Origin of the sequence: Cupriavidus taiwanensis, from assembly GCF_900250115.1 — a bacterium.
GTDB lineage: Bacteria > Pseudomonadota > Gammaproteobacteria > Burkholderiales > Burkholderiaceae > Cupriavidus > Cupriavidus taiwanensis_B.
On the sequence record NZ_LT984803.1, the window covers coordinates 1,955,965 to 1,980,945 of the forward strand.

The window sequence follows — 24,981 nt, forward strand, 5'->3', positions numbered from 1 at the left end:
CGGCAGCAAGCGTCCCTGCCGGCCCCGCGTGGCGGGTGGCATGGCGTCGCTGCCGTTGCGCCGGGCTGGCCGGCGCCACTACAGTCAATCCATCAGTTCAGGCAGGACATCGCTCGGCCACCGCGACCGCGGCGGCGCGCCGGGCATGGGCGCCGGGCACCACATCAAGCGGCACCGCGATGCGGGAATGGGCCAGCGCATCGCGCATGCGCAGCACGCCCTCGTCCAGGCGGGCCGTCAGCGCGGCATCGAAGCGCACGCGGCGCGTGCCGGCGGCTTCAACCGCTTCGATCTGCTGGTCCACGGCAAAGATGCCGGGCAGGACCTGGCGCGAGCCCAGCGCGGACAGCACCGGGCGCAGCGCGTAGTCGATCGCCAGCGCATGGGCCAGGCTGCCGCCGGTAGCGATCGGCAGCACGATCTTGTCGCGCAGTCCGGCCTGCGGCAGCAGATCCAGGAAGGCCTTGAGCAGGCCGCTGTAGGCGGCCTTGTAGACCGGCGTGGCCAGCACCACCACCTGCGCCTCGGACACGGCATGCACCGCGGCCGAGATGACGGGGTCGTCCACATGGGCTGCCAGCAGCGGACCCGCGGGAAGCTCGCGCAGGTCGAGATGGCGGGTGCGTTCACCGGCAGCCTCGAGCGCCGTGCGCAGGTGCGCCAGCACAAGACCGGAGCGGGACTGGGCCGACGGGCTGCCGGAGAGCGTCAGGATGGACATCGGGGCTTCCTTCTTCTGATGTACCGGTCGCGCCGCGGCCGCCCCACGCGGCCCGGCACGCCGGTCTCGTGGTTTATTTCTTGCCGGGCTGGTAGATCTGGTCGAACGAGCCGCCGTCGGCAAAGTGGGCCTTCTGCGCCTTCTGCCAGCCGCCAAACACCTCGTCGATGGTGAACAGCTTTACCTTCGGGAAATTGGCCGCATACTTGGCCGCGACCTTCTGCGAGATCGGTCGGTAGTAGTTCTTTGCCGCGATCTCCTGCCCTTCCTCGGTGTACAGGAACTGCAGGTAGGCCTCGGCCGCCTTGCGCGTGCCCTTCTTGTCGACCACCTTGTCGACCACCGCCACCGGCGGCTCGGCCAGGATCGACACCGACGGCGCGACAATGTCGAACTTGTCCGGGCCCAGCTCCTTGATCGCCAGGATGGCTTCGTTCTCCCACGCGATCAGCACATCCCCCAGGCCGCGTTCGACAAAGGTGGTGGTGGCGCCGCGCGCGCCCGAATCCAGCACCGGCACATGCTTGAGCAGTTCGCCGACGAAGTCGCGCGCCTTGGCATCGTTGCCGCCCGGCTGGCGCAGCGCATAGCCCCAAGCCGCCAGATAGTTCCAGCGCGCGCCGCCCGAGGTCTTGGGGTTGGGGGTGATCACCTGCACGCCGGGCTTGACCAGGTCGCCCCAGTCCTTGATGCCCTTGGGATTGCCCTTGCGCACCAGGAACACGATGGTCGAGGTGTACGGCGAGGCGTTGTGCGGCAGGCGCTTCTGCCAGTCGGGCTTGATCAGGCCCTTTTCGGCGATGGCGTCGATGTCATAACCCAGCGCCAGCGTGACCACGTCGGCGTCGAGCCCGTCGATCACCGAGCGCGCCTGCTTGCCCGAGCCGCCGTGCGACTGGCGCACGTTCACGGCGTCGCCGCCCTGGGCCTTCCAGGCCTTGGCGAAGGCGGCGTTGACATCGACATACAACTCGCGCGTCGGATCGTAGGAAACGTTGAGCAGGGTGGCAGCGCCCGCGGTCTGCGCCGCGCCGATTGCTGCCAGGACGGCCAGGCCGATGGCCAGTTTGCGAATCATCTTGTGTTGCTCCCGTCTGTCGTGGATGGCGCCTCGCGCCTGTTTGCGTGGCCCGCCTGGCGGGCGGGCTGGTGTCAGGAGCAAGACTACCGACGGGGCAATCCGAACGGAACGAAGGGTTTCGCCGATCCTTCGCCGTTTTCTGCATAAGATCCGGCGGAAATATGGGCATACCCGCGCCGGGTGCTCGCCGGCGCGGATGGCCGGGACGCGCAGGCGGCAGGTGGCGCAAGCGGCACGTACCAAAGAAAACGCCCGCACCGGCAAACCGGTGCGGGCGAAGTTTCCATTCTGGAAACGGGTAGACAAGTCATGAAGAGCGCCCCCGCATCTCCATGACAGGGCAGATCTTATCGGGCCGGCCGCGGCCGCGGCTTGACCAATATCAAGCGGGCGGCAATCCCGTCAGCCGCCGCCCTGCCGGCTCAGCAGGTCAGCCATCTCGTCGGCATGCTCCTCTTCCACCGCCAGGATCGATTCCATCAGCCGGCGCGACGTCGGGTCGCGCTCGCCCAGGAACTGGATGATCTCGCGGTAGCTGTCGATGGCAATGCGCTCGGCCACCAGGTCTTCCTTGATCATGTCGGTCAGCGAGGTGCCGGCCACATACTCCGCATGCGAGCGGCTGGTCAGGCCGTCCGGGGCAAAGTCAGGCTCACCGCCCAGCTGGACGATGCGCTCGGCAATCTGGTCGGCATGGCCCTGCTCTTCATTCGAATGCGCCAGGAATTCATCGGCCACGCTCTTGGAGTTCGGCCCCTTGGCCATGAAGTAATGTCGACGGTAGCGCAACACGCAGACCAGTTCGGTAGCCAGCGCGTCGTTCAACAGCTTCAGCACGGTGTCGCGGTCGGCGGCGTAGCCCGCGGTCACCGCCCCTTCGTCGATGTGCTGACGGGCACGCTCACGCAGGGTCTTGACGTCTGTGAGGAAAGGCTTGTCGTTCATAAAGGGCTCCTGGGGATGGGGCTGCGTGGGCGCAGCGCCTTGTAGGGAAACTCAAACCTTTTGTGACGCAAAAAAGGTGCCATTTAAACCGGCCTGCATTTCCTTGGCGACCGCGGGCTTCGGGGCGCATTGCCGCGTGAAATATTTGCACGCGTGCGGACCGCATTACACGGCCTCGGCATAAAAAAATCCCTGCGCTCTCGCGCAGGGATGATTCGGCAGCGCTTGGCGGCGCCCTCTGTTCAGGGGGCGCATCGGCCTCAGTCCAGCTTCCGCCCGAACGTGAACTCCCCGTCTGCATAGTCCACCGGCACCACATCCTTGGCGGCGAATTTGCCTTCGAGGATGGCCCGTGCCACCGGGTTCTCGATCTGCTGCTGGATCGCGCGCTTGAGCGGCCGCGCACCGAACACCGGGTCGTAGCCCGCGCTGGCGATCTTCTCCAGCGCATGGTCGCTGACCTCCAGCGTCATGTCCATGCGGGCCAGGCGGGCCTGCAGGCGCTGCAGCTGGATGCGCGCGATCGATTCGATGTTCTTCTGGTCGAGCGCGTGGAACACCACGACCTCATCGATCCGGTTCAGGAACTCCGGCCGGAAATGCGTGCGCACCTCCTGCCAGACCGCGCCCTTGATCGCTTCCTGCGGCTCGCCGGTCATCGCCTGGATGATCTGCGAACCAAGGTTGGAGGTCATCACGATCACCGTGTTCTTGAAGTCCACGGTGCGCCCCTGGCCGTCGGTCAGCCGGCCGTCGTCGAGCACCTGCAGCAGTACGTTGAAGACGTCCGGGTGGGCCTTCTCGACTTCGTCGAGCAGCACCACGCTGTACGGCTTGCGGCGCACGGCTTCGGTCAGGTAGCCGCCCTCTTCATAGCCCACGTATCCCGGCGGCGCGCCGATCAGGCGGCTGACGCTGTGCTTCTCCATGAATTCGCTCATGTCGATGCGGATCAGGTGCTCTTCCGAATCGAACATGAACTCGGCCAGCGCCTTGCACAGCTCCGTCTTGCCGACGCCGGTCGGTCCCAGGAACAGGAACGAGCCATAGGGCTTGTTCTCGTCGGCGAGCCCGGCACGCGAACGACGGATGGCGTCGGACACCAGCCGCACGGCCTCGTCCTGGCCGACCACGCGCCCATGCAGTCGCTCTTCCATCTTCAGCAGCTTCTCGCGCTCGCCCTGCATCATCTTCGATACCGGGATACCGGTGGCACGGCTGACCACCTCGGCGATTTCCTCGGCGCCCACCTGCGTGCGCAGCAGCTTGTTGGGCTGCTTCTGCTCGCTGGCTTCGGCGTCGGTCGCGGCCTTGAGCTTGCCTTCCAGGCCCGGCAGCTTGCCATACTGCAGCTCGGCCACCTTGTCGAGCTTGCCTTCGCGCTGCAGCTTGGCGATCTCGAGCTTGATCTTCTCGATCTCTTCCTTCAGCGCGGCCGTGCCCTGCGCGGCGCCCTTCTCGGCCTTCCAGATTTCGTCAAGGTCGGCGTACTCCTTCTCCAGGCGCGCGATCTCCTGCTCGATCAGCTCCAGGCGCTTCAGCGAAGCCTCGTCGGTCTCTTTCTTGACCGCCTCGCGCTCGATCTTCAGCTGGATGGTGCGGCGCTCGAGCTTGTCCATCGACTCCGGCTTGGAATCGATTTCCATCTTGATGCGCGCGGCGGCCTCGTCGATCAGGTCGATGGCCTTGTCGGGCAGGAAACGGTCGGTGATATAGCGGTGCGACAGCTCCGCCGCGGCGACGATGGCCGGGTCGGTGATCTCGACCCCGTGGTGCAGCTCGTACTTTTCCTGCAGGCCGCGCAGGATGGCGATGGTGGCCTCGACGCTCGGCTCGTCGACCAGCACCTTCTGGAAGCGGCGCTCGAGCGCGGCGTCCTTCTCGATGTACTTGCGGTACTCGTCCAGCGTGGTCGCGCCGATGCAGTGCAGTTCGCCGCGCGCCAGCGCCGGCTTGAGCATGTTGCCCGCGTCGATCGCACCCTCGGCCTTGCCGGCGCCGACCATGGTGTGGATCTCGTCGATGAAGACGATGGTCTGGCCCTCGTCCTTGGCGACGTCGTTCAGCACGGCCTTGAGCCGCTCCTCGAACTCGCCGCGGTACTTGGCGCCGGCCAGCAGGCCGGCCATGTCGAGCACCAGCACGCGCTTGTTCTTCAGGCTCTCGGGCACCTCGCCGTTGACGATGCGCTGCGCCAGGCCTTCGACGATGGCGGTCTTGCCCACGCCCGGCTCGCCGATCAGCACGGGATTGTTCTTGGTGCGGCGCTGCAGGATCTGGATCGCGCGGCGGATTTCGTCGTCGCGGCCGATCACCGGATCGAGCTTGCCGATGCGGGCGCGCTCGGTCAGGTCGATGGTGTATTTCTTCAGGGCCTCGCGCTGGCCTTCGGCCTCGGCGCTGTTGACCGAATCGCCGCCGCGCACGGCCTGGATCGCCGATTCCAGCGACTTGCGGTTGAGCCCGTGCTCGCGCGCGATGCGGCCGGCGTCGCCCTTGTCGTCGGCGACGGCGAGCAGGAACAGCTCGCTGGCGATGAACTGGTCGCCGCGCTTGATCGCTTCCTTCTCGGTGGCATTGAGCAGGTTGACCAGGTCGCGACCGATCTGGACCTCGCTGGTGCCCTGCACTTGCGGCAGGCGCTTGATGGCCGCGTCCAGCGCCGTCTGCAGGCCCTGCACGTTGGCGCCGGCGCGCGCCAGCAGCGCGCGGGCGGCACCGTCGTCCTGCGCCAGCAGGGCACGCAGCACGTGCTGCGGATCGATGTACTGGTTGTCGTTGGCCAGCGCCAGGCTTTGCGCATCAGCCAGCGCTTCCTGGAACCGGGTGGTCAGCTTGTCTAGACGCATAAGGATTCCCTCTCTCGGATAAGGTCGTGTCCTGATGCGCGGGCGCTGGCGCCGGCGGCGGTTGCCGGCGCGCCCGTATGCCCTGCCGGACACTCGATGTCATACCGAAAGATAAGGCTTTGCCGTGACATTTCAAGGCCGCATGCGGTGCGGCGTTGCGGCTGGCCGGCATTGCGCGGCGCCGGCCTGCCGGCGTGGCGCGATGTGATGCCCGCAATACGCGGGATACGCGGGATACGCGGGCCCGCTACGCGGCGCGGTCGGCGCCCTTGTCCGCCAGGTTGCGCACCAGCACCAGCGACTCGCCCTGCACTACCACCCGGCCGTCCGCGCCGGTGACCACGCTGGCAAGGTTGACCAGGTCCTTGTCCGCGCGCAGCCGCACGATCCGCACCCGCGCCGTCAGCGGCTCGTCGAGCCGGGGCGGCGCCGCCAGCCGCAGCGATTGCTTCATCCAGCCGGTACCGCGGCCGGGCAGCCGGGTGCCGAGCAGGTCGGAAAACATGCCGGCCAGCAATGGCAACGGCACCAGCGGGCCGGCGAAGCCCCGCGCGCGGGCGAAGCCGGCATCGGCGTGGAACGGGTTGGCATCGCCGGTGAGCGCGATGTACTCGTCCAGGTCCGCCGCGGTGAAGGCCCGCACCGCGGCCGCCTGCTGGCCCGGACGCAGGCCGTACAGGGCCGCGTCGCCGTCCCGCGCAACCGGGTCCGCCCGGTCTGGCAGGCCGGCGAGCGCGGCAGGACACGCGTCGGCCAGCCAGCGCGACTCGCCCACCGCCGTCACCCGCGGCGCCTGGCCGGACCCGCCCGCACTGCTAACCGTGGTGGCGTAGGCGGCCAGCCCGGCGGGCGCCGGCTGCGCCGACAGCGCAAACCGCACCGCATCGCCGACGAAAGCCGGCGCCGGAAACATCAGCGTCTGCGCGACCGGCAAAGCCGGTCCCGGCAGTTGCCGCGCGCTATGCGCGCACAGCAGCGCGAACAGCAACATGCCGTGCGACACCGTGGCACCGAAATGCGTGCCACGGGCAAAGGCCGGATCGCAGTGGATCGGGTTGTCGTCGCGCGAGAGCGCGGCGAAGCGGTCGAAATCGCGCTGCGACAGCACGCGCGGCGGGTCGTCGTGCATCAGTCGGGCACCTGTACGGTATTGGCGTTGACGGTGATGGCATTGCCGGGCGCCGGCGTGGCGGCGAACGGCGGCACGTTGGACGACAGCAGCGCCGGCGCCGGGGTGTTGAGGGTGCCCCCGCGCGGCGTGGTCCGCACCACCTGCGACGGCGGCAGCGCCCTGCCGGTGGTCAGGTTGTCGTAGACCGCGTCCAGGGCCCGGTTCAGGTAGACGTGCAGCGGCACATAGCGGTTGCTGTAGCCCGGCACCACGCCGATGAAGGCATCGAAATGCTGCGCGTTCTCGACCTCCACGTAGGACAGCTTGCTGGTCACGCCCTCCTGCTGGCGGTTCAGGCCAAGGTAGGGGCGCGAGGTGTGGTTGACCGGCAGCAGCGCGTCGCTGCGCCCATGCACGATCAGCGCCGGCTTGCCGCGCAGGTTGCCGTTGCGCAGCGTCAGCGCCTGGCCGGCCTGCAATGCCAGCGCCGCCGCATCGGAGCCGGTCAGCAGGCTGCGCAGGCAGCTGGCGCCGTCGTAATTGAGGTCGGCGCGCTGGGTCGAGGCGGACACGGAGGGCAGGTTCAGGTAGGGCCCGTGCTGCGGATCGCGGTCGTTGATCAGCTGGACCGGCGCCTGCGGCGGCACGCCGTTGCCGGTCGCGTACATCGACGCCAGCGCGGCCGGTGCGATCGCGACCGGCTTCAGGTCGGTCAGCGTGGCGGCAAAGCTGTAGCCGCACAGCCGGTCGGTGACGCTGGCCTGCGCATAGGCGTTGGCGTAGGTGACCGAGATCGCGGCCGCCACGTCGAACGCGGCCAGCGACGGATGCAGGTCGTCCGATTCGGCTTCCCAGCCGGCGGCACGCAGCGCCTGCAGCGCGCTGGCGCTCTGCTGGTCCGTGTTGGCGCCGGTGACCAGTCCCTTCTCGGCCAGGGTCTGGCAGCGCGCGGCGAAGAACGGCGCCATGGTCGGGTTGGTGTAGAACGGCGCCTGGGTCAGCGCGGTGGCGCGCCCGGCGCAGTGCTGCAGCAGGTTGGCCGTGGTGGTGTAGTCGTACAGCGTCAGCCCCGAGGCCGCCACCTGCGCCGCGCCGCGACGCACCACGATGCCGGTGTTGGGCGGCATGTTCAGGTTGGGCTCGGCCACCGCCACGCCATCGATCAGGTCGCCCGCATCCTGCTCGGCGGCGGCTACGGCGGCACCGCCGCCATTGGACACGCTCGATGCGATCACCAGCACCTTGTCCTGGTCCAGCGTGCGCTGGCGCGTGCCGTTGGCCGACACGGCGCCGAAGCGGTCATTGATGGCCCACAGCGCAAACTCCACCGCCTGCAGCGTGAACTTGCCCCAGTCCTTCTCCGGGTTGCGCCGCGAATGCGCGTGCTTGAAAGCCAGCCGGTGCGGGTTGGCGGCAGTGAATTCCGCCAGCGAGGTGGCGCCGGCCGGCGCGGCGAAATGCGCGTTGGTGCCGGCGGCCGCGCGCGTGGTGCGGGTGCCGTCGATCAGCGCCACCGTGTCGGTATCGAGGTCATGCGGCGCGGCGCCGGTGCCCTTGTCGGTATAGGCCACCGCGCAGCCGCGCTTCAGGCCCCACTCGCCGGTGCCGATGGCGCCATAGACCCCGCGCGAGCCCGACGAGGTCGCAGTGATCAGGCACGGTCTGGCGGTATTGAAGGTGGCCGGTATCTGCACCAGCATGGTCACGTTCTGCTGGCCCGAGCCGTCGTCCGAATATGCCACGTACTCCACGCCCGCGACCTTGCCCTCGGACGCCGTGACATTGCCTTGCGCATCGACGTTGGGGCCATAGAGCGAGCCGTAGCCGCCGCCGGCGCTGGTATCGACAATGGCGCGATAGTTGGTATAGATCGCATAGCGGCGCAGTTCGGCCGCGGTGGGCGCGGTGGGGTTGAGCGGCAGCGGCGCGGTGCTGCTGGCCAGCCCGTCCTTGCCAAGGCCGGCGGTCAGGAGGTCATCGGTGGCGCCGTCATAGCTGCTGACGGTGACCGCGCCGATGTAGGCCGGCTTGGTATTGGGCTTGCCGCCATTGCCGTTGTCGTCGTCGCCGGAACCGCATGCGGCCAGCATCGAAGCGGCCGCCGCCAGCGCCGTGAGCCTGAGACCGCGGCGCCGCCGCGGCGAATGCTGCGTGGATTGCATGTCAACCTCCTTCTGTCGCCCCGTGCCGGGGCCGTCATAGACCTGCCAATGGAAGACTGCGGAGACTGCGGAGACTGCGGAGACTGCGGAGACTGCGGAGACTGCGGAGACTGCGGAGACTGCCACTGCGAACTTCTGGACCCCTGGCAAAAATGTGCCGACCGCCGCGCGCCTCAGCCACCATTGCCGGCGAAGCCGGCGCGCAGCTTGTGCTTTTCCACCTTGCCGGACGGCGTGCGCGGCAGCGCATCGAGAAAGCGCACCTGGCGCGGCACCTTGTAGCCGGCCAGGTGCGCCTTGCAATGGGCGATCACGGCATCGGCGTCGAGCGCTGCACCCGGGTGCAGCACCAACAGCGCCATGCCGACCTCGCCCCAGCGCGCATCCGGCGTGCCGATCACCGCCGCCTCCGCCACGCCCGGCAGCTGGAACAGCACGTTCTCGACCTCGGCCGGATAGACATTCTCGCCGCCCGAGATAAACATGTCCTTGGCGCGGTCGACGATGTAGTAGTCGCCGTCCTCGTCGCAATAGGCGATATCTCCGGAATGCAGCCAGCCGTCGCGCAGCGCCTGCGCGGTGGCCTCGGGCAGGTTCCAGTAGCCCGGCGTCACGCCCGGCCCCTTGATCAGCAATTCGCCGCGCTCGCCGGGCCCTACGTCCACGCCGAGCGGATCGACGATGCGGGTCAGCATCGATCCCACCGGCTTGCCGATGCTGCCGAGCTTGCGGCGCGCGGTGTCCTCGTCGCAAACGAAGACCGTGGGGCCGGTCTCGGTCATGCCGAAGCCGAAGCGGATGGTCACGCCCTTGTCCAGGTAGGCTTGCAGCAAGGGCCGGGGCACCGGCGAGCCGCCCGCCGCCATATTGCGCACGCCCGACAGGTCCGCCTGGGCGAAGCGGGGGTGCTGGCCCAGGAACAGGTATACCGCCGGCACCGCGAAGAACATGGTGATGCCCGCGCCGCTGCCGCGGTCGAGCCGGGCCAGCACCGCCTGCGGCTCGAACTGCCGCATGATGTGCACCGTGCCGCCGGCGTGCAGCACCGGGTTGGCGTACAGGTTCAGCCCCCCGGTATGAAAGAACGGCAGCACGTTGAGGAACACGTCGTCGCGCGTGATCTGGTTCGCCAGCATCGCGTTGACGGCGTTGAAGAACACCATCCCGTAGGTCTGGATCACGCCCTTGGGCTTGCCGGTGGTGCCCGAGGTGTACAGCAGGTGCCAGATTTCGCTCTCGTCGCGGCACGGCATTTCGATGATGCGCCCGGACGCCGCATCCAGCACGGCCTCATACTCGGTCCAGCCGCCGGGCACGTCGGCGGCCTCGTCGTCGGCCAGGTGCAGCACCGCGCGCAACGGCACCGCCCGCGCCAGCTCCGCCGCCACGCCCAGGAAGCCATCGCCCGCCACCAGCACTGCCGGCGTGCAGTCGTGCAGGATCGGCAGCAGTTCGGCCGCAGTCAGGCGCCAGTTCAGGCACACCATCACCATGCCGGCCTTGGCGCAGCCATACAGCATTTCGAGATAGTCCGAGCTGTTGTGCGCCAGCACCGCCACGCGCGTGCCCGGTGCCAGGCGCAGATGGTCGCGCAGGTATTCGGCGAAGCGGCTGGCGCGCTCGTCGACATGGCGGTAGGTCACGTGGCGGCCGCTCTCCACGTCGACCAGCGCAACCTTGTCGGGGAAATGCTGCGCGTTCCGGTGCAGCCAGTCGATCACGTACATGGGCTTGCCTCCGCTCAGCTGGCGATGTCCTGGACCGGCCCGCTGCCGCGCAGCCTGCCCACCACGCCCTGCGGGAAATAATAGACGCTCAGCACGAACAGCAGGCCCAGCCACAGCAGCCAGCGGTCGGGATGCAGCAGCGCCGACAGCAGCGGCAGCGCGGCAGTGCCGTCGCTGGCCAGCTTCATCACGTCCTGCAGGTAGGTCTGCGCCAGCAGGAACAGCACGGTGCCGATCACGGCGCCGTAGAGTGTGCCCATGCCGCCGATCACGACGATCAGCAGGATGTCGACCATGATCTCGAACGACAGCGAGGTGTCGGGGCCGTTGTAGCGCAGCCAGATTGCCATCAGCACGCCCGCCAGCGTGGCAAACATGGCCGACAGCACCGTCGACACCGTGCGGTAGACCACGGTGCGGTAGCCGATCGCCTCGGCGCGGAAGTCGTTCTCGCGGATCGCCTGCAACACCCGGCCGAATGGCGAGTTGACGATGCGCAGCAGCGCCAGGAACAGCACCAGCGCGCCGGCGAATACCAGGTAGTAGCTGAGCAGCTTGCCGCTCAGCGGCACGCCCAGCCATTCGGCGTCTCCCAGCGTAAAGCCGGGGCGCAACACCTCGGGCACCTTGAAGGTCAGCCCGTCCTCGCCGCCGGTCCACTCCGACAGCTGCGAGACCAGCGTGGCGAAGGCGGTGGCCACCGCCAGCGTGATCATGGCGAAGAAGATCGCCCGCACCCGCAGCGAGAACAGCCCGATCAGGAAGGCCAGCAGCGCCGATACCGCCAGCGCGCCGGCGGTGCCGGCCAGCAATGCGCCCCAGCCCGGCTCCATGCGCGACATGGCAATGGCCACGCCATAGCCGCCGATGCCGAAAAACATGGTGTGGGCAAACGAGACGATGCCGGTATAGCCCAGCAGCAGGTCGTAGCTGGCCACCAGCACCACGAAGATGCAGATCTTGGCCGCCATGTTCAGCGCGCGCGCGCCGGGAAACGCAAACGGCGCGCACGCCAGCGCCACCAGGATCAGCAGCAGCAGTGCCACCAGCACGCGGCTGCGCGGCAGGTCGCCGGACAGAAGTCGGATCATGGTCGTTCTCCTCAGCGCCGCGCCACCGGGAACAGCCCTTGCGGGCGCCACAGCAGGATCAGCATCATCAGCAGGATGTTGGAGAACAGCGCGACCTTGGGAAACAGGAAGCCGGTGTAGTTGGCCATCAGTCCCACCAGCAGCGCGCCAACGAAGCAGCCCGTGGTCGAGCCGAGCCCGCCGATGATGATCACGATGAAGATCAGCACATTGACCTGCGCCCCGATCGCCGCCGTGATGTTCTGCTGGTACAAGCCCCACAGCACCCCACCCAGTCCTGCCAGCGCCGCGCCCGCGGCGAACACGCCGACGAACAGCCGGCGCACCCGGTAGCCCAGCGCCTCGACCATCTCGCGGTTCTCCACCCCGGCGCGGATCAGCAGGCCGATGCGGGTGCGGTTGAGCAGCAGCAGCATGGCGATGAAGATCACCAAGCCCAGCGCCATCGCGATCAGCCGGTATTTCTCGATCGCCGCGTCGCCCAGCAGCACCGCGCCGCGGAAGGTGGTGGGCACCTGCAGCGCGATGGTCTCCGGGCCCCAGATCGCCTTGATCAGCTGCTCGGCCACGATCATGCCGCCCATCGTGATCAGGATCTGCTTCAGGTGCTGGCCGTAGACCGGGCGCACCACCACGCGCTCGAAGAACAGCCCGACCGCCCCGGCTGCCACCATCGCCGCGGCGATCGCCAGGGCAAAGACCGACAGGTTCAGCGCCAGGCTGTCGGCCTCGACCCAGCCCGCCAGCGGCAACAGCACCGAGGCCGCGACATAGGCGCCCAGTGCGATGAACGCGCCATGGCCGAAGTTGAGCACGTCCATCAGGCCGAACACCAGCGTCAGGCCGGACGACACCACGAAGATGATCATCCCCATCGCCAGGCCGGCAATGGTCAGGGTGAGCCAGGTGGAGGGGCTGCCTATCAAGGGGAGGGCAAGCAGCATCAGCAACGGCGCGAGCGCCAGCGGGGTCCAGTCGAGGCGGACGCCGGGCGGCGCGGCCGGGCTTGCGGCCGGCAAGGTGGTTGAAGTCGTCATGTGTCTCGTCCTGCCGCGGCAATTTTTCCGCGCGCTGTGTGCTCCCTCTCCCGCTGGCGGGAGAGGGTTGGGGTGAGGGCGGGCGTGTCGACGAAGTGATGCCTGTCGGCATGCCGACGCCTGCCCTCACCCGCCGTCCCTCTCCCGCGAGCGGGAGAGGGAGCCAACCATCGGTCTTGCTGGAGCTCTGCTACTGGTGCGCCGCCAGCGACAGCCCCAGCAGCCGCTGCTGCAATGCCTCGTCCTCCGCCAGCGCCGCCATCGTGCCGGTATGCACGATGCGGCCATCGTCCATCACCGCCACCGTATCGCCCACCGACTTCGCCATATGGAAGTTCTGCTCCACCAGCAGGATCGAGACCTCGGTCTGCTTGAGCTCGCGGAACACATGGATCATGTTCTGGATGATCGCCGGCGCCAGCCCCTTGGTCGGCTCGTCGACGATCAGCAGCTGGCGCGGCTCGATGATGGCGCGCGCCACCGACAGCATCTGCTTCTGCCCGCCCGACAGCACCCCGGCGCGCTGGTGCCAGAAGGTCTTCAGCGCCGGGAACATGCGGAATACCCAGTCCAGCCGGCGTGCGTCGATGGCACCGCTGCGGGCCGCCAGGCGCATGTTCTCGGCCACGGTCAGGTCGGAGAACACGCTCATGTTCTCGGGCACGTAGGCAATGCCGGCCTGCGCGATCGCCGGCGTGCTGTGGCGGGTGATGTCGGCGCCGTTGAAGCTGACAGTGCCGGCGCTGGCCTGCCACAGGCCCATGATGGTGCGCAGCGTGGTGGTCTTGCCGGCGCCGTTGCGCCCCAGCAGCATGGTCACGCCGCCGCGCGGCACCGCGAAGCTGACGCCGTGCAGGATGTGGTAAGGGCCGATATGGGTCTGCACGTCCTGCAGTTGCAGGATCGGCTCCGCCGTGGTCACCTCAGCCATGGCTGCCCTCCTCTTCCGGCAGGCCCAGGTAGGCCTGCTGCACCACCGGCGATGCGATCACCCCGGCGGGATCGCCATCGGCCACCAGCGTGCCGTTGTGCAGCACGATGATGCGGTCGGCCAGCGAGCGCACCACGTCCATCTTGTGTTCGACCAGCAGCACGGTCTTGCTGCGGTCCTGGCGGAGCTCGCGGATCAGGTCCAGGATCACCGGCACTTCGTCGACGCTCATGCCCGCGGTGGGTTCGTCGAACATGAACACGCGCGGCTGCAGCGCGAGCAGGATGCCGACCTCCAGCTTGCGCTGGTCGCCGTGCGGCAGCGATGCCACCGCCAGGTGGCGCTTGCCGGCCAGCGCCACGCGTTCCAGGATGGCCATGGCCTGCGCCTGCAGGTCTGGCTGGCGCGACCACATCGAGAACAGGTCGATGCCGCGCTGCTGCCGCGCCTGCACCGCCAGCCGCACGTTCTCCAGCACCGACAGCTGCGGGAACAGGCTGGTCAGCTGGAACGCGCGGCCGATGCCGCGCCGGGTCTTCTGCGACACCGGCAGGCGCGTCACGTCCTCGCCGTCGAGCAGGATCTGCCCGGCAGTGGGCGGCAACTGTCCCGAGATCAGGTTGAAATACGTGGTCTTGCCGGCGCCGTTGGGGCCGACGATGCAGGTCAGCTCGCCGGGCCGGAACGCGCACGACACCGCATTGACGGCGACGTGGCCGCCAAAGCGGATGGTGAGCCCGCGCGTTTCCAGCAGCGGCCGCGCCGCCGGCGACGCCGTGCCGGCGGGCTGGGCCGCCGGCTGCGACGGCGCCGGCGCCGGCGCCGGCGCGGTCCTGGCGTAGGAGGCTGGCGCGTCCATCAGCGGTGGTTGCGCACGGGCACGTTCATTTCCTCGGGCTTGATCTCGCGCACGAGTTCCGGCACGCCCCAGGCAAAGGCCGGGTCCACCTTGATCTTGAAGTGGTACATCGACTGCATCGCCTGGTGGTCTTCCTTGCGGAAGGTCATCCTGCCCTTCGGGGTCTCGAACGACATGCCCTCCATCGCCGTGATCAGCTTGTCGGTGCCGGTATCGCCGTTGGTCTTCTTCAGGGCCTCGACCAGCGCGATGCCCGCGCTCATGCCGCCGGCGGTGAAGAAATCGGGCGGCGCCTTGAACTTGCTGTAGTGGTTGGACACCAGCCACTCGTTGGCCTTGTTCTTGGGAATGCCGAAGTAGTAGTACGTGGCCCCCTCCATGCCCGGGAAGTTCTTGTAGCTGGCCATCGCGGGCAGGATGTTGCCGCCGGTGGCGATCTCGATGCCGTAGCGCTTGGGGTCCAGGTCGGCGATCTTGAACGGGTTGCCGGCGCCGGCCCAGATGATGAAGATCACCTTGCGGCCAGGCTTGTCCTTGAGCGCATCGAACAACCGCTGCGCGCCCGCGGTGAAGTCGGTGGTGTTGGTCGGCAGGTATTCCTCGTGCACGATCTTCGCGTGCTTCAGCGCGCCCTTGAACGCCTTGACGCCGTCGCGGCCGAAGGCATAGTCCTGCGCCAGCGTGGCGATCTGCACGCCCGGCTTGTCCAGCGCCACCGCGTTCGAAATCGCGTCCTGCGACGAATTGCGGCCGGTGCGGAAGATATAGCGGTTCCACTTGTCGCCGGTGATGGAGTCGGCCACGGCGGGCTCGACCAGCAGCACTTTCTTGTATTCCTCGGCCACCGGCAGCATCGCCAGCGCCGTGCCCGATGAAGTCGGACCCACCGCGAGGTCGGCGCGGTCGTCGCTGTAGGCCGCGGCCAGTTGGGCCTTGGCCACGTCCGGCTTGCCCTGGGTGTCTTTCTCGATCACCACCAGCTTGTTGCCGTTGACGGCCATGGTGCCGTTGGTGGCGTATTCCAGGCCCATCATCAGGCCGGTCTGGGTCTGCTTGGCATAGGCCTCGAGCGCGCCGGTCTTGTCGTAGACGTGGGCGATGCGGATGTCCTTGGCCAGCGCGGCGCCGGCGCCGAGCAGCGCGGCGGCCAGGGCCAGGGCGCGTAGGGCGTGGGGGGTGCGATGCATTGCGGTCTCCTGGGTTCGGTCTCGTTTGTGTTTGTAGGGATGAAACCTGCTGCAACTGCGTGGCATGCCGGCTTGCGGCGCATGCGGGCCGGGACTGGCGCGCAATGGCAGCGCTCGCCCCGGCCGGACCTATCGCGTCTGGCGCGGCTGCAGGCCGTGCGCGATCAGGTCGAAAGCGGTGTCGACCACCTTCTCCATCGACGGCGGACGCTTCCAGCGCGCATAGCGCATGCCAAGGAAATTGCTGATGCCGATCAGGCACCAGGCGCGCACCTCGGCATCGCCGGGCACGATCTCGCCCTGCTCTTCCGCGCGCGTCAGCCGCCGGCTGTAGAGCTCGGCGAACACCTGGAAATAGCTGCTGTAGATGGTCTCGTCGACCGAGTAAGAATCCAGCACGATCCGGTACAGGTTCTTGTGGCGCGAGACGAAGGACAGGAACGCCTTCAGGCCCAGGCGCTCCGCCTCCATCTGGGTCTCGGCGACCGCCACGTGCTTGCGCAGGTGCGCGCGCACCAGTTCCAGCATGTGCGCGACCAGCGCGCGGAAGATGTCTTCCTTGTCCTTGAAGTACAGGTAGAAGGTGCCCATCGCCACCTTGGCTTCCTGCGTGATCTCGGAGATCGACGCGGCGTAGTAGCCCTTCTCGCCAAACACCTTCTCGGCGGCGCGCAGCAGCGCCTCGCGGGTCTTCTGCCCGCGCGCGGTCTTGGGCGAGCCCATGCCGCCTGCGGGGCCGGTGGCGTCGACGTCGGCGATGCCGGTGTCGCCAGTCTCGGTGGTGGACATCTTGTCTCCGTTGGCGCTGCGCGCCTTGTCATGGCAATGCCGACCGCTGCCTGTGCTGCCGGCGCCAACCGGGCTGAACCGGCGCCTCCTCGCGCCTGCCATGACCCTGCCGTCGCCCGGAACCGATATTCAGGCAAAACCTGATATCTGATTCATGTTTCATCGTATAAATTGCCAAGCGTGGATGTCAATAGAGAGGCACCCTCACCCGCGGGCCCCCTTCCGCGCATCTTCTACCCCTGCCGCCCGCCGAGACACGCCGTTGGACGCTTTCGATCCGGTACCCGCCAGCCCCGCCGCGCCGCCCTATGCGCTCCATCCGGCGCGCGGCGCCCTGCCCGGCTGGCGCGAGGCCGGCCAGGGACGGCCCCTGCTGTTGCTGCACGGCTGGTCGGTCAACGGCGCGGCCTTTGACGGACAGCGCGCGCTGGCGCTGGCCGGCTTCCGCGTGATCGCTCCCGACCATGCCGGGCACGGCCTGTCGCGGCAGCGCGCGGGCGCAACCGTGGCGGCGCTCGCGCGCGACGTGGCCGCGCTGGTCGGGCACCTCGGGCTGGGTGACGTGGTGGTGGCGGGCTGGTCGATGGGCGCGATGGTGGCCTGGGCGCTGCTGCGCGACCAGCCGCAGTTACCGCTGGCGGCGGTGGGCAGCATCGACATGACGCCGCGCATGGTCACCGACCCGGGCTGGGCGCATGGACTGCACGGCCATTACGACCTGGCCCAGGCCCGGCAGATGGCGGAGCGCGTCCGCGCCGACTGGCCCCGGCTGGCGCCGTCGGTGGCATCAGGCTTGTGGGCGGCAGGCCGGCGCCCGCCGGCAGCCGCGACGCAGCGCATCGCGCACATGGCGCAGCAGTGCGATGCCGCGACGCTGGCCAGCTTGTGGGAAGACATGGCGCGGCAGGATTTCCGCGCCACGCTGCGCGCGGCGCGCCTGCCGCTGTTTCATTTGTATGGAGAAGCCAGCCGGCTCTATGCGCCGGCGGTGGGCATTGCCACGCGGGCCTTGCACCCGGCGGCAGGGTTCAGCGTGGTCGCCGGCGCCGGTCACAGCCCGCATATGGAGCAGGCACAGGCCTTCAATGCCGCGCTGCTGGCCCTGATCCGGGAGGCCGGTCAGGCCAGCACGCGATAGCTCCAGAGCCCCAGCGCGGTCAGCAGCAATGAGCCGCCGAGATGCAGCAGCAAGTGCATCGCCGCCCAGCCGTAGTCCCCGGCGATCAGGTTCGCCACGACCTCGCTCGAGAACGTCGAGAACGTGGTCAGCCCGCCGAGGAAGCCGGTGATGGCCAGCAGGCGCCATTCCGGCGGCAGTCCGGCATGGGTATCGAAGAAGCCAACCGCCAGCCCCATCAGGTAGCCACCCAGCAGGTTGGCCGCGAGCGTGCCGTACGGCATCGCCGGATTGATGGCATTCCACAGCACCGAAAAGCCCCAGCGCAGCCATGCCCCCGCCGCGGCGCCGACACCGACGGCGACAAACCCCAACGGCCCCATCAGGGCTGGTCCTCGCCGCTGGCGTTGATCGACTCAATGCCCCAGCGCTTCAGCGCGTCTTCATCGGTCACCCGTGCATCGACCCAGCGCGCGCCCTCCGGGGTTTCCTCCTTCTTCCAGAACGGTGCTTCGGACTTGAGGTAGTCCATGATGAATTCACACGCGGCAAAGGCATTGCCGCGATGCTTCGAAGCCACCGCGACCAGCACGATCTGGTCCAGCGGAAGCAGCGGGCCGACGCGGTGGATGATGGTGACGCCCAGCAGCTCCCAGCGCGCGCACGCCGCCGCCTCGATCTGCGCCAGCGCCTTCTCGGTCATGCCCGGGTAATGCTCCAGCTCCATCGCGCTGACGGCGCTGCCCTCGCTGACGTCGCGCACGGTGCCGATAAAGCTGGCCACGGCGCCGACCTCCGGGTTATCGGCGCGCAGTGCCGCGACCTCGGCGCCCAGGTCAAAATCCTCGCGCTGCACCCTGACGCTCATCTCAGCCTCCGGTTACGGGCGGGAAAAACGCGACTTCGCAGCCGTCGGCAAGCGCGGTCTCGGCGCGGGCCACGGCGTGGTCGACGGCCATGCGCAGCGCGCGGCCCTCGGCCAGGGTCTCGGCCCAGGCGCCGCCGCGCTGGCGCAGCCACTGGCGCAGCGCGCCGACGGTGCGCACCTCGGGCGGCACCTCGGCGCGCTCGGCGGACACGCCGAGCTGCTCGCGCACGCTGGCAAAGAATCGGAGTTCGATGATCATCGCTGCCTTCTGCCTCGGGTCATGCCGGCCGCTACGCGAGCAGGCCGTCAAACGGAATGAACTGCACGGTGTCGCCGCGCGCGATCGCCTGGTTGGGCGGATTGTCGATCAGGCCATCGCCCCAGACAGTGGAAGTCAGCACGCCCGAGCCCTGGTTGGGGAACAGGTCCAGTCCGCCTTCGGCGTTGAGGCGTGCGCGCAGGAACTCGTTGCGGCGGTCGCCCTTGTTCAGCTCGAAATCCGCGCGCAGCGGCAGGCGCCGCGGCGTTACGTCGGCCACGCCCTGCAGGCGCAGGATGAACGGGCGCACGAACAGCAGGAAGGTGACGAAGCTGGAGACGGGATTGCCCGGCAGCCCGAGGAAAAACGCCGGCTCGCTGCCGCTGCCGACCTGCCCGAACGCGAGCGGCTTGCCCGGCTTGATTGCGATCTGCCACATATCGAGCCGCCCTTCGGCCTCGACCGCGGGCTTGATATGGTCCTCCTCGCCGACCGAGACCCCGCCCGAGGTAATGATCAGGTCATGGCCCTGCGCCGCGCGGCGCAGCGTCTCGCGGGTGGCGGCCAGCGTGTCCGGCACGATGCCGAAGTCGCTGACCTCGCAGCCCAGGTTTTCCAGCAGGCCGCGCAGCGTGAAGCGGTTGGAGTTGTAGATCGCGCCAGGCTTGAGCGGCTCGCCCGGCATCGCCAGTTCGTCGCCGGTGAAGAACACCGCGACGCGCACGCGCCGCACCACTTCCAGCTTCGCCTGGCCGACCGAGGCGGCCAGCCCCAGTGCCTGCGGCGTCAGCCGCGTGCCGGCCGGCAGGATCACGCTGCCGGCTTCGATATCCTCGCCGGCGCGCCGCACCCATTCGCCGGATTGCGGCACGTGGTTGACGATCACGTCGTCGCCCGTGGCCGTGCATTGCTCCTGCATCACCACGGCATCGGCGCCGGGCGGAATCAGCCCGCCGGTGAAGATGCGCGCCGCGGTGCCCGGCTCCAGGGCCGTGCCGACATGGCCGGCGGGAATCCGTTGCGACACGCGCAGCCGCGTGCCCGCGGCCGGCACCTCGGCGGCGCGCACGGCGTAGCCGTCCATCGAGGTATTGTCGGCCGGCGGCACGCGCAGCGTGCTCGTCACCGGCGCGGCCAGCACGCGAGCATTGGCGGCCAGCGTGTCGATGGACTCGGCCTGCGCCAGCGGCCGGGCGGCGCCAAGCAGCGCGTCAAGCGCCTGGGCCATGGTCAGCATCGGGGGGCGGGAAGGTGCTGCGGCTTGGGTCATGGTGCGATGTGGAGAGGGTTGGCCCACGAAAAACGGTCCGCGCATTGCCGGCACCCGCGCGCGGGGCTGGCAATCCGGGGACCGTGGATCGGGCCCGCAGCCTGATTGTAGCGAGTTGGCCCGGACCCGGCACGCGGCGGCGCCGCAGCCAGGTCCGCGCCACCGCGCTTACAGGCCGGTGTGGCGGGCGATATAGGCCTTGACCTGCGTGGCGTCGGCCGGCATCACCTCGAAGCGCTGCGGCAGGCTCTCGATGCCGTCGAACTTCGCCGGGCGCTCCGGCTCGTGCCCGAGCGCTTCACGGATGGTGTCGGCAAACTTGGCCGGCAGCGCGGTTTCCAGCACCACCATCGGCACCCCGGCGCTGAGATGCTCGCGCGCCACCTTGATGCCATCGGCGGTATGGGTATCGATGGTGATGCCATAGCGCGACGACAGGTCGCGGATGGTCGCAAGCCGGTCCTCGTGCGTGCTGCGTCCCGAGACGAAGCCGAACTGGCGGATGCGGTCGAATTCCGGCGTGCCCGCCAGGTCGAAGCCGCCCTTCTCTTCCACGTCGCGGAACAGCGCCGCCAGCTTGCCGCCATCCTGCCCCAGCAGGTCGAACACGAAGCGCTCGAAGTTCGAGGCCTTGGAGATGTCCATGCTCGGGCTGGAGGTGTGGTAGGTCTCGGCCGACTTGCGCACGCGGTAGGCGCCGGTGCGGAAGAACTCGTCGAGCACGTCGTTCTCGTTGGTGGCGACCACCAGCTTGTCGATCGGCAGGCCCATCATGCGCGCGATATGGCCGGCGCAGACGTTGCCGAAGTTGCCCGAGGGCACGCAGAACGAAACCTTCTGGCCGGGACCGTCGGTCGCCAGCAGCCAGCCCTTGAAGTAGTACACCACCTGGGCCACCACGCGCGCCCAGTTGATCGAGTTGACCGTGCCGATCTTCTGGCGCGCCTTGAAGGCGTGGTCGTTCGAGACTGCCTTGACGATGTCCTGGGCGTCGTCGAACACGCCGTCGATGGCGATGTTGAAGATGTTCGGGTCCTGCAGGCTGAACATCTGCGCGGTCTGGAACGCGCTCATCTTGCGGTGCGGGCTCAGCATGAACACGCGGATGCCGCGCTTGCCGCGCATCGCGTATTCGGCGGCGCTGCCGGTGTCGCCCGAGGTGGCGCCCAGGATGTTCAGCTCCTGGCCGGCGCAGGCGAGCGCGTACTCGAACAGGTTGCCGAGCAACTGCATCGCCATGTCCTTGAACGCCAGCGTCGGGCCGTTGGACAGGCCCAGCAATTGCAGCCTGGTATCGCCCTCTTCGCCCAGCGTGCGCAGCGGCGTGATGTCGGCGGTGTTGTCGCCCTCGCGCGCGTTGCAGTACACCTCGGCGGTGTAAGTCTTGCGCGTCAGCGCGCGCAGGTCTTCGGCGGGAATGTCGTCGCAGAACTTGCGCAGGATCTCGTAGGCCAGGTCGGCATACGGCAGCTTGCGCCACGCTTCCAGCTCATCGGCGCTGACCTGCGGATACTGCGCGGGCAGGTACAGGCCGCCGTCCGGCGCCAGGCCGCCCAGCAGGATCTCGGAAAACGATTGCGGCATCTCGTGGCCGCGGGTCGACTGGTATTTCATGACAATGGTCCGGTCCGGCCCTTAGTTCAGTTCTTCCATGCGCAGGCGCGTCACGGCGGAGAGCACCGTGGGCAGTGCCTCGATCTTGGCGATGGCGGCGTTGACGTGCTTCTCGCGCGTGATGTGGGTCAGGATGATGATGTCGGTCTGCGGCTCGCCTTCGCGCGATTCCTTCTGCAGCATGGCGTCGATCGAGATGCCGCCCTCGGCCAGGATGCGGGTGATCTCGGCCAGCACGCCGGTCTCGTCGGACACGCGCATGCGCAGGTAGTACGAGCTGTTGATCTCTTCGATCGGCAGCACCGGCACGCTCGACAGCTCGTCGGGCTGGAACGCCAGGTGCGGCACGCGGTGCCCCGGGTCGGCGGTGTGCAGGCGGGTCACGTCGACCAGGTCGGCGATCACCGCCGAGGCGGTCGGCTCGGCGCCGGCGCCCTTGCCGTAGTAGAGCGTGGCGCCCACGGCATCGCCCTGCACCAGCACCGCGTTCATCGCGCCTTCCACATTGGCGATCAGGCGCGTGGCCGGCACCAGGGTCGGATGCACGCGCAGCTCGACGCCGTCGTCGCGGCGGCGCGTGATGCCGAGCAGCTTGATGCGGTAGCCCAGTTCCTCGGCATACTTGATGTCGGTGGCCGACAGCCTGGTGATGCCTTCGACGTGGGCCTTGTCGAACTGCACCGGCATGCCGAACGCGATCGCGCTCATCAGCGTGACCTTGTGCGCGGCGTCGACGCCCTCGATGTCGAAGGTCGGGTCAGCCTCGGCGTAGCCCAGCTGCTGCGCTTCCTTCAGGACCGCGTCGAAATCCAGGCCCTTGTCGCGCATCTCGGACAGGATGAAGTTGGTGGTGCCGTTGATGATGCCGGCGATCCACTGGATGCGGTTGGCGGTCAGGCCTTCGCGCAGCGCCTTGATGATGGGGATGCCGCCGGCCACCGCGGCCTCGAACGCGACGATCACGCCCTTCTTGCGCGCGGCCTCGAAGATCTCGTTGCCGTGCACGGCCAGCAGCGCCTTGTTGGCGGTGACCACGTGCTTGCCGTTCTCGATCGCCTTGAGCGCCAGCTCGCGCGCGATGCCGTAGCCGCCGATCAGTTCGATGACGATGTCGATGTCGGGGCGGTTGACCACCGCGTTGGCGTCGCTGACGACTTCCACTTCCCCGTTGGTCAGTTCGCGCGCGCGTTCGGTGTTGAGATCGGCCACCACGGCGATCTCGATGCCGCGGCCGGCGCGGCGACGAATTTCTTCCTGGTTGCGCTTGAGCACGTTGAACGTGCCGCTACCGACGGTACCGATGCCGAGCAGGCCAACTTTGATGGGGTTCATGGACAATCTTCTGAGTTGCTAAGGATGGGTTGCGGCGCGGCCGCGAATCAGGCCGCTGCCTTGCCGTGGCGTTTCCGGTACGCCTCGAGGAAGCGCGCGATACGGCCGATGGCCTCGCGCAGGTCTTCCTCGTGCGGCAGGAACACGATGCGGAAATGGTCGGGCCGGGCCCAGTTGAAGCCGGAGCCCTGCACCAGCAGCACCTTGGACTCCTGCAGCAGTTCATAGATGAACTCCTGGTCGTCCTGCACCGGGTACATCGACAGGTCCAGCTTCGGGAACAGGTACAGCGCCGCCTTGGGCTTGACGCAGGTCACGCCCGGGATCGCGGTGATCAGCTCATAGGCCAGGTCGCGCTGGCGCCGCAGGCGCCCGCCTTCGGCGACCAGGTCATTGATGCTCTGGTAGCCGCCCAGCGCGGTCTGGATCGCCCACTGGCCCGGCACGTTGGCGCACAGGCGCATCGACGACAGCATGTTCAGGCCTTCGATGTAGTCGATGGCCGGGCGCTTGTCGCCCGACACCACCATCCAGCCGGCCCGGTAGCCGCACGAGCGGTAGTTCTTCGACAGGCCGTTGAAGGTCACCGTCAGCACGTCGGTCGACAGCGAGGCGATCGAGGTGTGGGTGACGCCGTCGTACAGGACCTTGTCGTAGATCTCGTCGGCAAAGATGATCAGGCCGTGCTCGCGCGCGATCGCGACGATCTCGAGCAGCAGCTCATCCGAATACAGCGCCCCGGTGGGGTTGTTCGGGTTGATGATGACGATGGCCTTGGTATGCGGCGTGATGCGCGCGCGGATATCGGCCGGATCGGGCATCCACTCGTTGGACTCGTCGCAGATGTAGTGCACCGGCGTGCCGCCCGACAGGCTGACCGCGGCGGTCCACAGCGGGTAGTCCGGCGCCGGTACCAGCACTTCGTCGCCGGTATTGAGCAGTGCGTTGACGGCCATCACGATCAGCTCGGAGGCGCCGTTGCCCACATAGATATCGTCCAGGCCGACGCCTTCGATATTTTTTTGCTGGGTATAGTGCATGATCGCCTTGCGCGCGGCGAATATGCCCTTGGAATCGGAATAACCTGCCGAATTCGGCAGGTTTCGCATCATGTCCTGCTGAATTTCCTCCGGCGCGTCGAAGCCGAACACGGCCAGGTTGCCGATATTCAGCTTGATGATCTTGTGCCCCTCTTCCTCCATCTGCTTGGCCTTTTCCAGCACCGGCCCGCGGATGTCGTAGCAAACGTTATTGAGTTTGTTGGATTTCTGGATGGGTTTCACGGCGATGTCGGGCAAGCGTGGCGTGCCGCGTCGGCGGCACCGGACTGGGAATCGGGGCGATCTGACAGAATCTGAAAGAATGCGGAGGCGCCGTCCGCTGCGATGCAACGCAAACGTGGCAGACAGGGAGGCAAAAGCTATAATTTATCGGATTATGACAGACTTCGGCAGGGATTCTTGCATTGCAGCGTGCGCTGTCCGCGCGCACCGCGGCAGCCTGCACGTTGCCGTCCGTCCGTTGCCCGTCCATCCATTGCCCGCCCGGCCCGCCGGCCCTCCGCTCCGCGGACCCGCCCGCCAGCCCGCGCCGGCCATCGCCGAGATCCCCAAGTGAAACTCCACGCCGACCAGCCCCAGTCGCTCAACACCGTCACGGCCTACGGGCCCGGTTATATCGAAATCAACCTGGTGCGCCACACCAACTCGGTGCTGGTCATGCCGGAGGGCGAAGTCCGGCCCTGGCCGGTCGACCGCTTCGAAGACCTGGAGCCCGCGCATTTCGAGCAGCTGTCCGAACTCGCGCCTGAAGTGGTGCTGCTGGGCACCGGCTCCCGGCTGCGCTTTCCGCACCCGCGCCTGACCGCATCGCTGGCGCGCCGCCATGTCGGCGTCGACGCCATGGACATGCAGGCGGCGTGCCGCACCTACAACATCCTGATGGCCGAGGGGCGCAAGGTGGCAGCGGTGCTGCTGCTCGAGCCGGAGGCCACCTGACGCGCCCGCGGAGAAAGTTGAGCAGTCGCCACGC

22 protein-coding genes are annotated in these 24,981 nt (G+C 68.0%); 2 read left to right on the forward strand and 20 right to left on the reverse strand.

The window, feature by feature from the left end; all coding sequences use genetic code 11:
* Positions 1-97: 97 nt before the first annotated feature.
* From ssuE to CBM2586_RS09305, 13 genes are all read right to left on the reverse strand, one after another.
* Positions 98-721, reverse strand: coding sequence for an NADPH-dependent FMN reductase (ssuE, locus tag CBM2586_RS09245; RefSeq protein ID WP_115661900.1), 624 nt, complete (start codon positions 719-721; stop codon positions 98-100).
* 73 nt (positions 722-794) lie between these two features.
* Positions 795-1,799, reverse strand: coding sequence for a sulfate ABC transporter substrate-binding protein (locus CBM2586_RS09250; protein WP_115661899.1), 1,005 nt, complete (start codon positions 1,797-1,799; stop codon positions 795-797).
* 405 nt (positions 1,800-2,204) lie between these two features.
* Positions 2,205-2,747, reverse strand: coding sequence for a ferritin-like domain-containing protein (locus CBM2586_RS09255; RefSeq protein WP_092308920.1), 543 nt, complete (start codon positions 2,745-2,747; stop codon positions 2,205-2,207).
* Positions 2,748-3,007: 260 nt separating this feature from the next.
* On the reverse strand, positions 3,008-5,596 hold the full coding sequence (gene clpB / locus CBM2586_RS09260; protein ID WP_115687294.1) for an ATP-dependent chaperone ClpB: 2,589 nt from the start codon (positions 5,594-5,596) through the stop codon (positions 3,008-3,010).
* Positions 5,597-5,843: 247 nt separating this feature from the next.
* Complete coding sequence (locus tag CBM2586_RS09265) at positions 5,844-6,725, reverse strand: MaoC/PaaZ C-terminal domain-containing protein (protein WP_115687295.1); 882 nt, start codon at positions 6,723-6,725, stop codon at positions 5,844-5,846.
* On the reverse strand, positions 6,725-8,869 hold the full coding sequence (locus CBM2586_RS09270) for a D-(-)-3-hydroxybutyrate oligomer hydrolase (RefSeq protein WP_115687296.1): 2,145 nt from the start codon (positions 8,867-8,869) through the stop codon (positions 6,725-6,727). The genes CBM2586_RS09265 and CBM2586_RS09270 overlap by 1 nt, the downstream gene beginning before the upstream one ends.
* A 173-nt stretch (positions 8,870-9,042) precedes the next feature.
* Positions 9,043-10,596 (reverse strand): acyl-CoA synthetase, encoded by a 1,554-nt coding sequence (locus CBM2586_RS09275; protein ID WP_115687297.1) that lies wholly within the window; start codon positions 10,594-10,596, stop codon positions 9,043-9,045.
* 14 nt (positions 10,597-10,610) lie between these two features.
* Positions 10,611-11,687 (reverse strand): branched-chain amino acid ABC transporter permease, encoded by a 1,077-nt coding sequence (locus tag CBM2586_RS09280; RefSeq protein WP_115661894.1) that lies wholly within the window; start codon positions 11,685-11,687, stop codon positions 10,611-10,613.
* A gap of 11 nt (positions 11,688-11,698) precedes the next feature.
* Complete coding sequence (locus tag CBM2586_RS09285) at positions 11,699-12,724, reverse strand: branched-chain amino acid ABC transporter permease (protein ID WP_115687298.1); 1,026 nt, start codon at positions 12,722-12,724, stop codon at positions 11,699-11,701.
* 190 nt (positions 12,725-12,914) lie between these two features.
* Positions 12,915-13,655 (reverse strand): ABC transporter ATP-binding protein, encoded by a 741-nt coding sequence (locus tag CBM2586_RS09290; protein ID WP_115687299.1) that lies wholly within the window; start codon positions 13,653-13,655, stop codon positions 12,915-12,917.
* Positions 13,648-14,409: an ABC transporter ATP-binding protein gene (locus CBM2586_RS09295; RefSeq protein WP_115663723.1), complete on the reverse strand. Its 762-nt coding sequence runs from the start codon at positions 14,407-14,409 to the stop codon at positions 13,648-13,650. Before CBM2586_RS09295 ends, CBM2586_RS09290 begins: the two co-directional genes overlap by 8 nt.
* Positions 14,410-14,513: 104 nt before the next feature.
* Positions 14,514-15,701, reverse strand: coding sequence for a substrate-binding domain-containing protein (locus CBM2586_RS09300; protein WP_115661891.1), 1,188 nt, complete (start codon positions 15,699-15,701; stop codon positions 14,514-14,516).
* A 129-nt stretch (positions 15,702-15,830) separates the two neighbouring features.
* On the reverse strand, positions 15,831-16,490 hold the full coding sequence (locus tag CBM2586_RS09305; protein ID WP_115661890.1) for a TetR/AcrR family transcriptional regulator: 660 nt from the start codon (positions 16,488-16,490) through the stop codon (positions 15,831-15,833).
* A 262-nt stretch (positions 16,491-16,752) separates the two neighbouring features.
* On the opposite strand from CBM2586_RS09305, the gene CBM2586_RS09310 reads away from it, so the two are divergent.
* Complete coding sequence (locus tag CBM2586_RS09310; RefSeq protein WP_115687300.1) at positions 16,753-17,628, forward strand: alpha/beta fold hydrolase; 876 nt, start codon at positions 16,753-16,755, stop codon at positions 17,626-17,628.
* On the opposite strand, the gene crcB is transcribed toward CBM2586_RS09310, so the two are convergent.
* The 7 genes from crcB to CBM2586_RS09345 form a co-directional block, all read right to left on the reverse strand.
* Positions 17,610-17,990 carry a fluoride efflux transporter CrcB gene (gene crcB / locus CBM2586_RS09315; RefSeq protein WP_115661888.1) on the reverse strand — a complete coding sequence of 127 codons (381 nt, stop codon included), beginning with the start codon at positions 17,988-17,990 and terminating at the stop codon, positions 17,610-17,612. The genes CBM2586_RS09310 and crcB overlap by 19 nt on opposite strands.
* Positions 17,990-18,475 carry a molybdopterin synthase catalytic subunit MoaE gene (gene moaE / locus CBM2586_RS09320; RefSeq protein WP_115687301.1) on the reverse strand — a complete coding sequence of 162 codons (486 nt, stop codon included), beginning with the start codon at positions 18,473-18,475 and terminating at the stop codon, positions 17,990-17,992. The genes crcB and moaE overlap by 1 nt, the downstream gene beginning before the upstream one ends.
* A 1-nt stretch (position 18,476) precedes the next feature.
* Positions 18,477-18,734 (reverse strand): molybdopterin converting factor subunit 1, encoded by a 258-nt coding sequence (moaD, locus tag CBM2586_RS09325; protein ID WP_115661886.1) that lies wholly within the window; start codon positions 18,732-18,734, stop codon positions 18,477-18,479.
* A 31-nt stretch (positions 18,735-18,765) separates the two neighbouring features.
* A complete protein-coding gene (locus CBM2586_RS09330) occupies positions 18,766-20,004 on the reverse strand; it encodes a molybdopterin molybdotransferase MoeA (RefSeq protein ID WP_115687302.1) in 1,239 nt (412 codons plus the stop codon).
* Between the two features lie 168 nt (positions 20,005-20,172).
* A complete protein-coding gene (gene thrC / locus CBM2586_RS09335) occupies positions 20,173-21,618 on the reverse strand; it encodes a threonine synthase (RefSeq protein WP_115687303.1) in 1,446 nt (481 codons plus the stop codon).
* Between the two features lie 21 nt (positions 21,619-21,639).
* Positions 21,640-22,950 (reverse strand): homoserine dehydrogenase, encoded by a 1,311-nt coding sequence (locus CBM2586_RS09340; protein WP_115687304.1) that lies wholly within the window; start codon positions 22,948-22,950, stop codon positions 21,640-21,642.
* Between the two features lie 47 nt (positions 22,951-22,997).
* Positions 22,998-24,233 (reverse strand): pyridoxal phosphate-dependent aminotransferase, encoded by a 1,236-nt coding sequence (locus CBM2586_RS09345; protein WP_115688717.1) that lies wholly within the window; start codon positions 24,231-24,233, stop codon positions 22,998-23,000.
* Between the two features lie 330 nt (positions 24,234-24,563).
* On the opposite strand from CBM2586_RS09345, the gene CBM2586_RS09350 reads away from it, so the two are divergent.
* Positions 24,564-24,947 carry an Mth938-like domain-containing protein gene (locus tag CBM2586_RS09350; RefSeq protein WP_115661882.1) on the forward strand — a complete coding sequence of 128 codons (384 nt, stop codon included), beginning with the start codon at positions 24,564-24,566 and terminating at the stop codon, positions 24,945-24,947.
* The last annotated feature ends 34 nt before the right edge of the window (positions 24,948-24,981 follow it).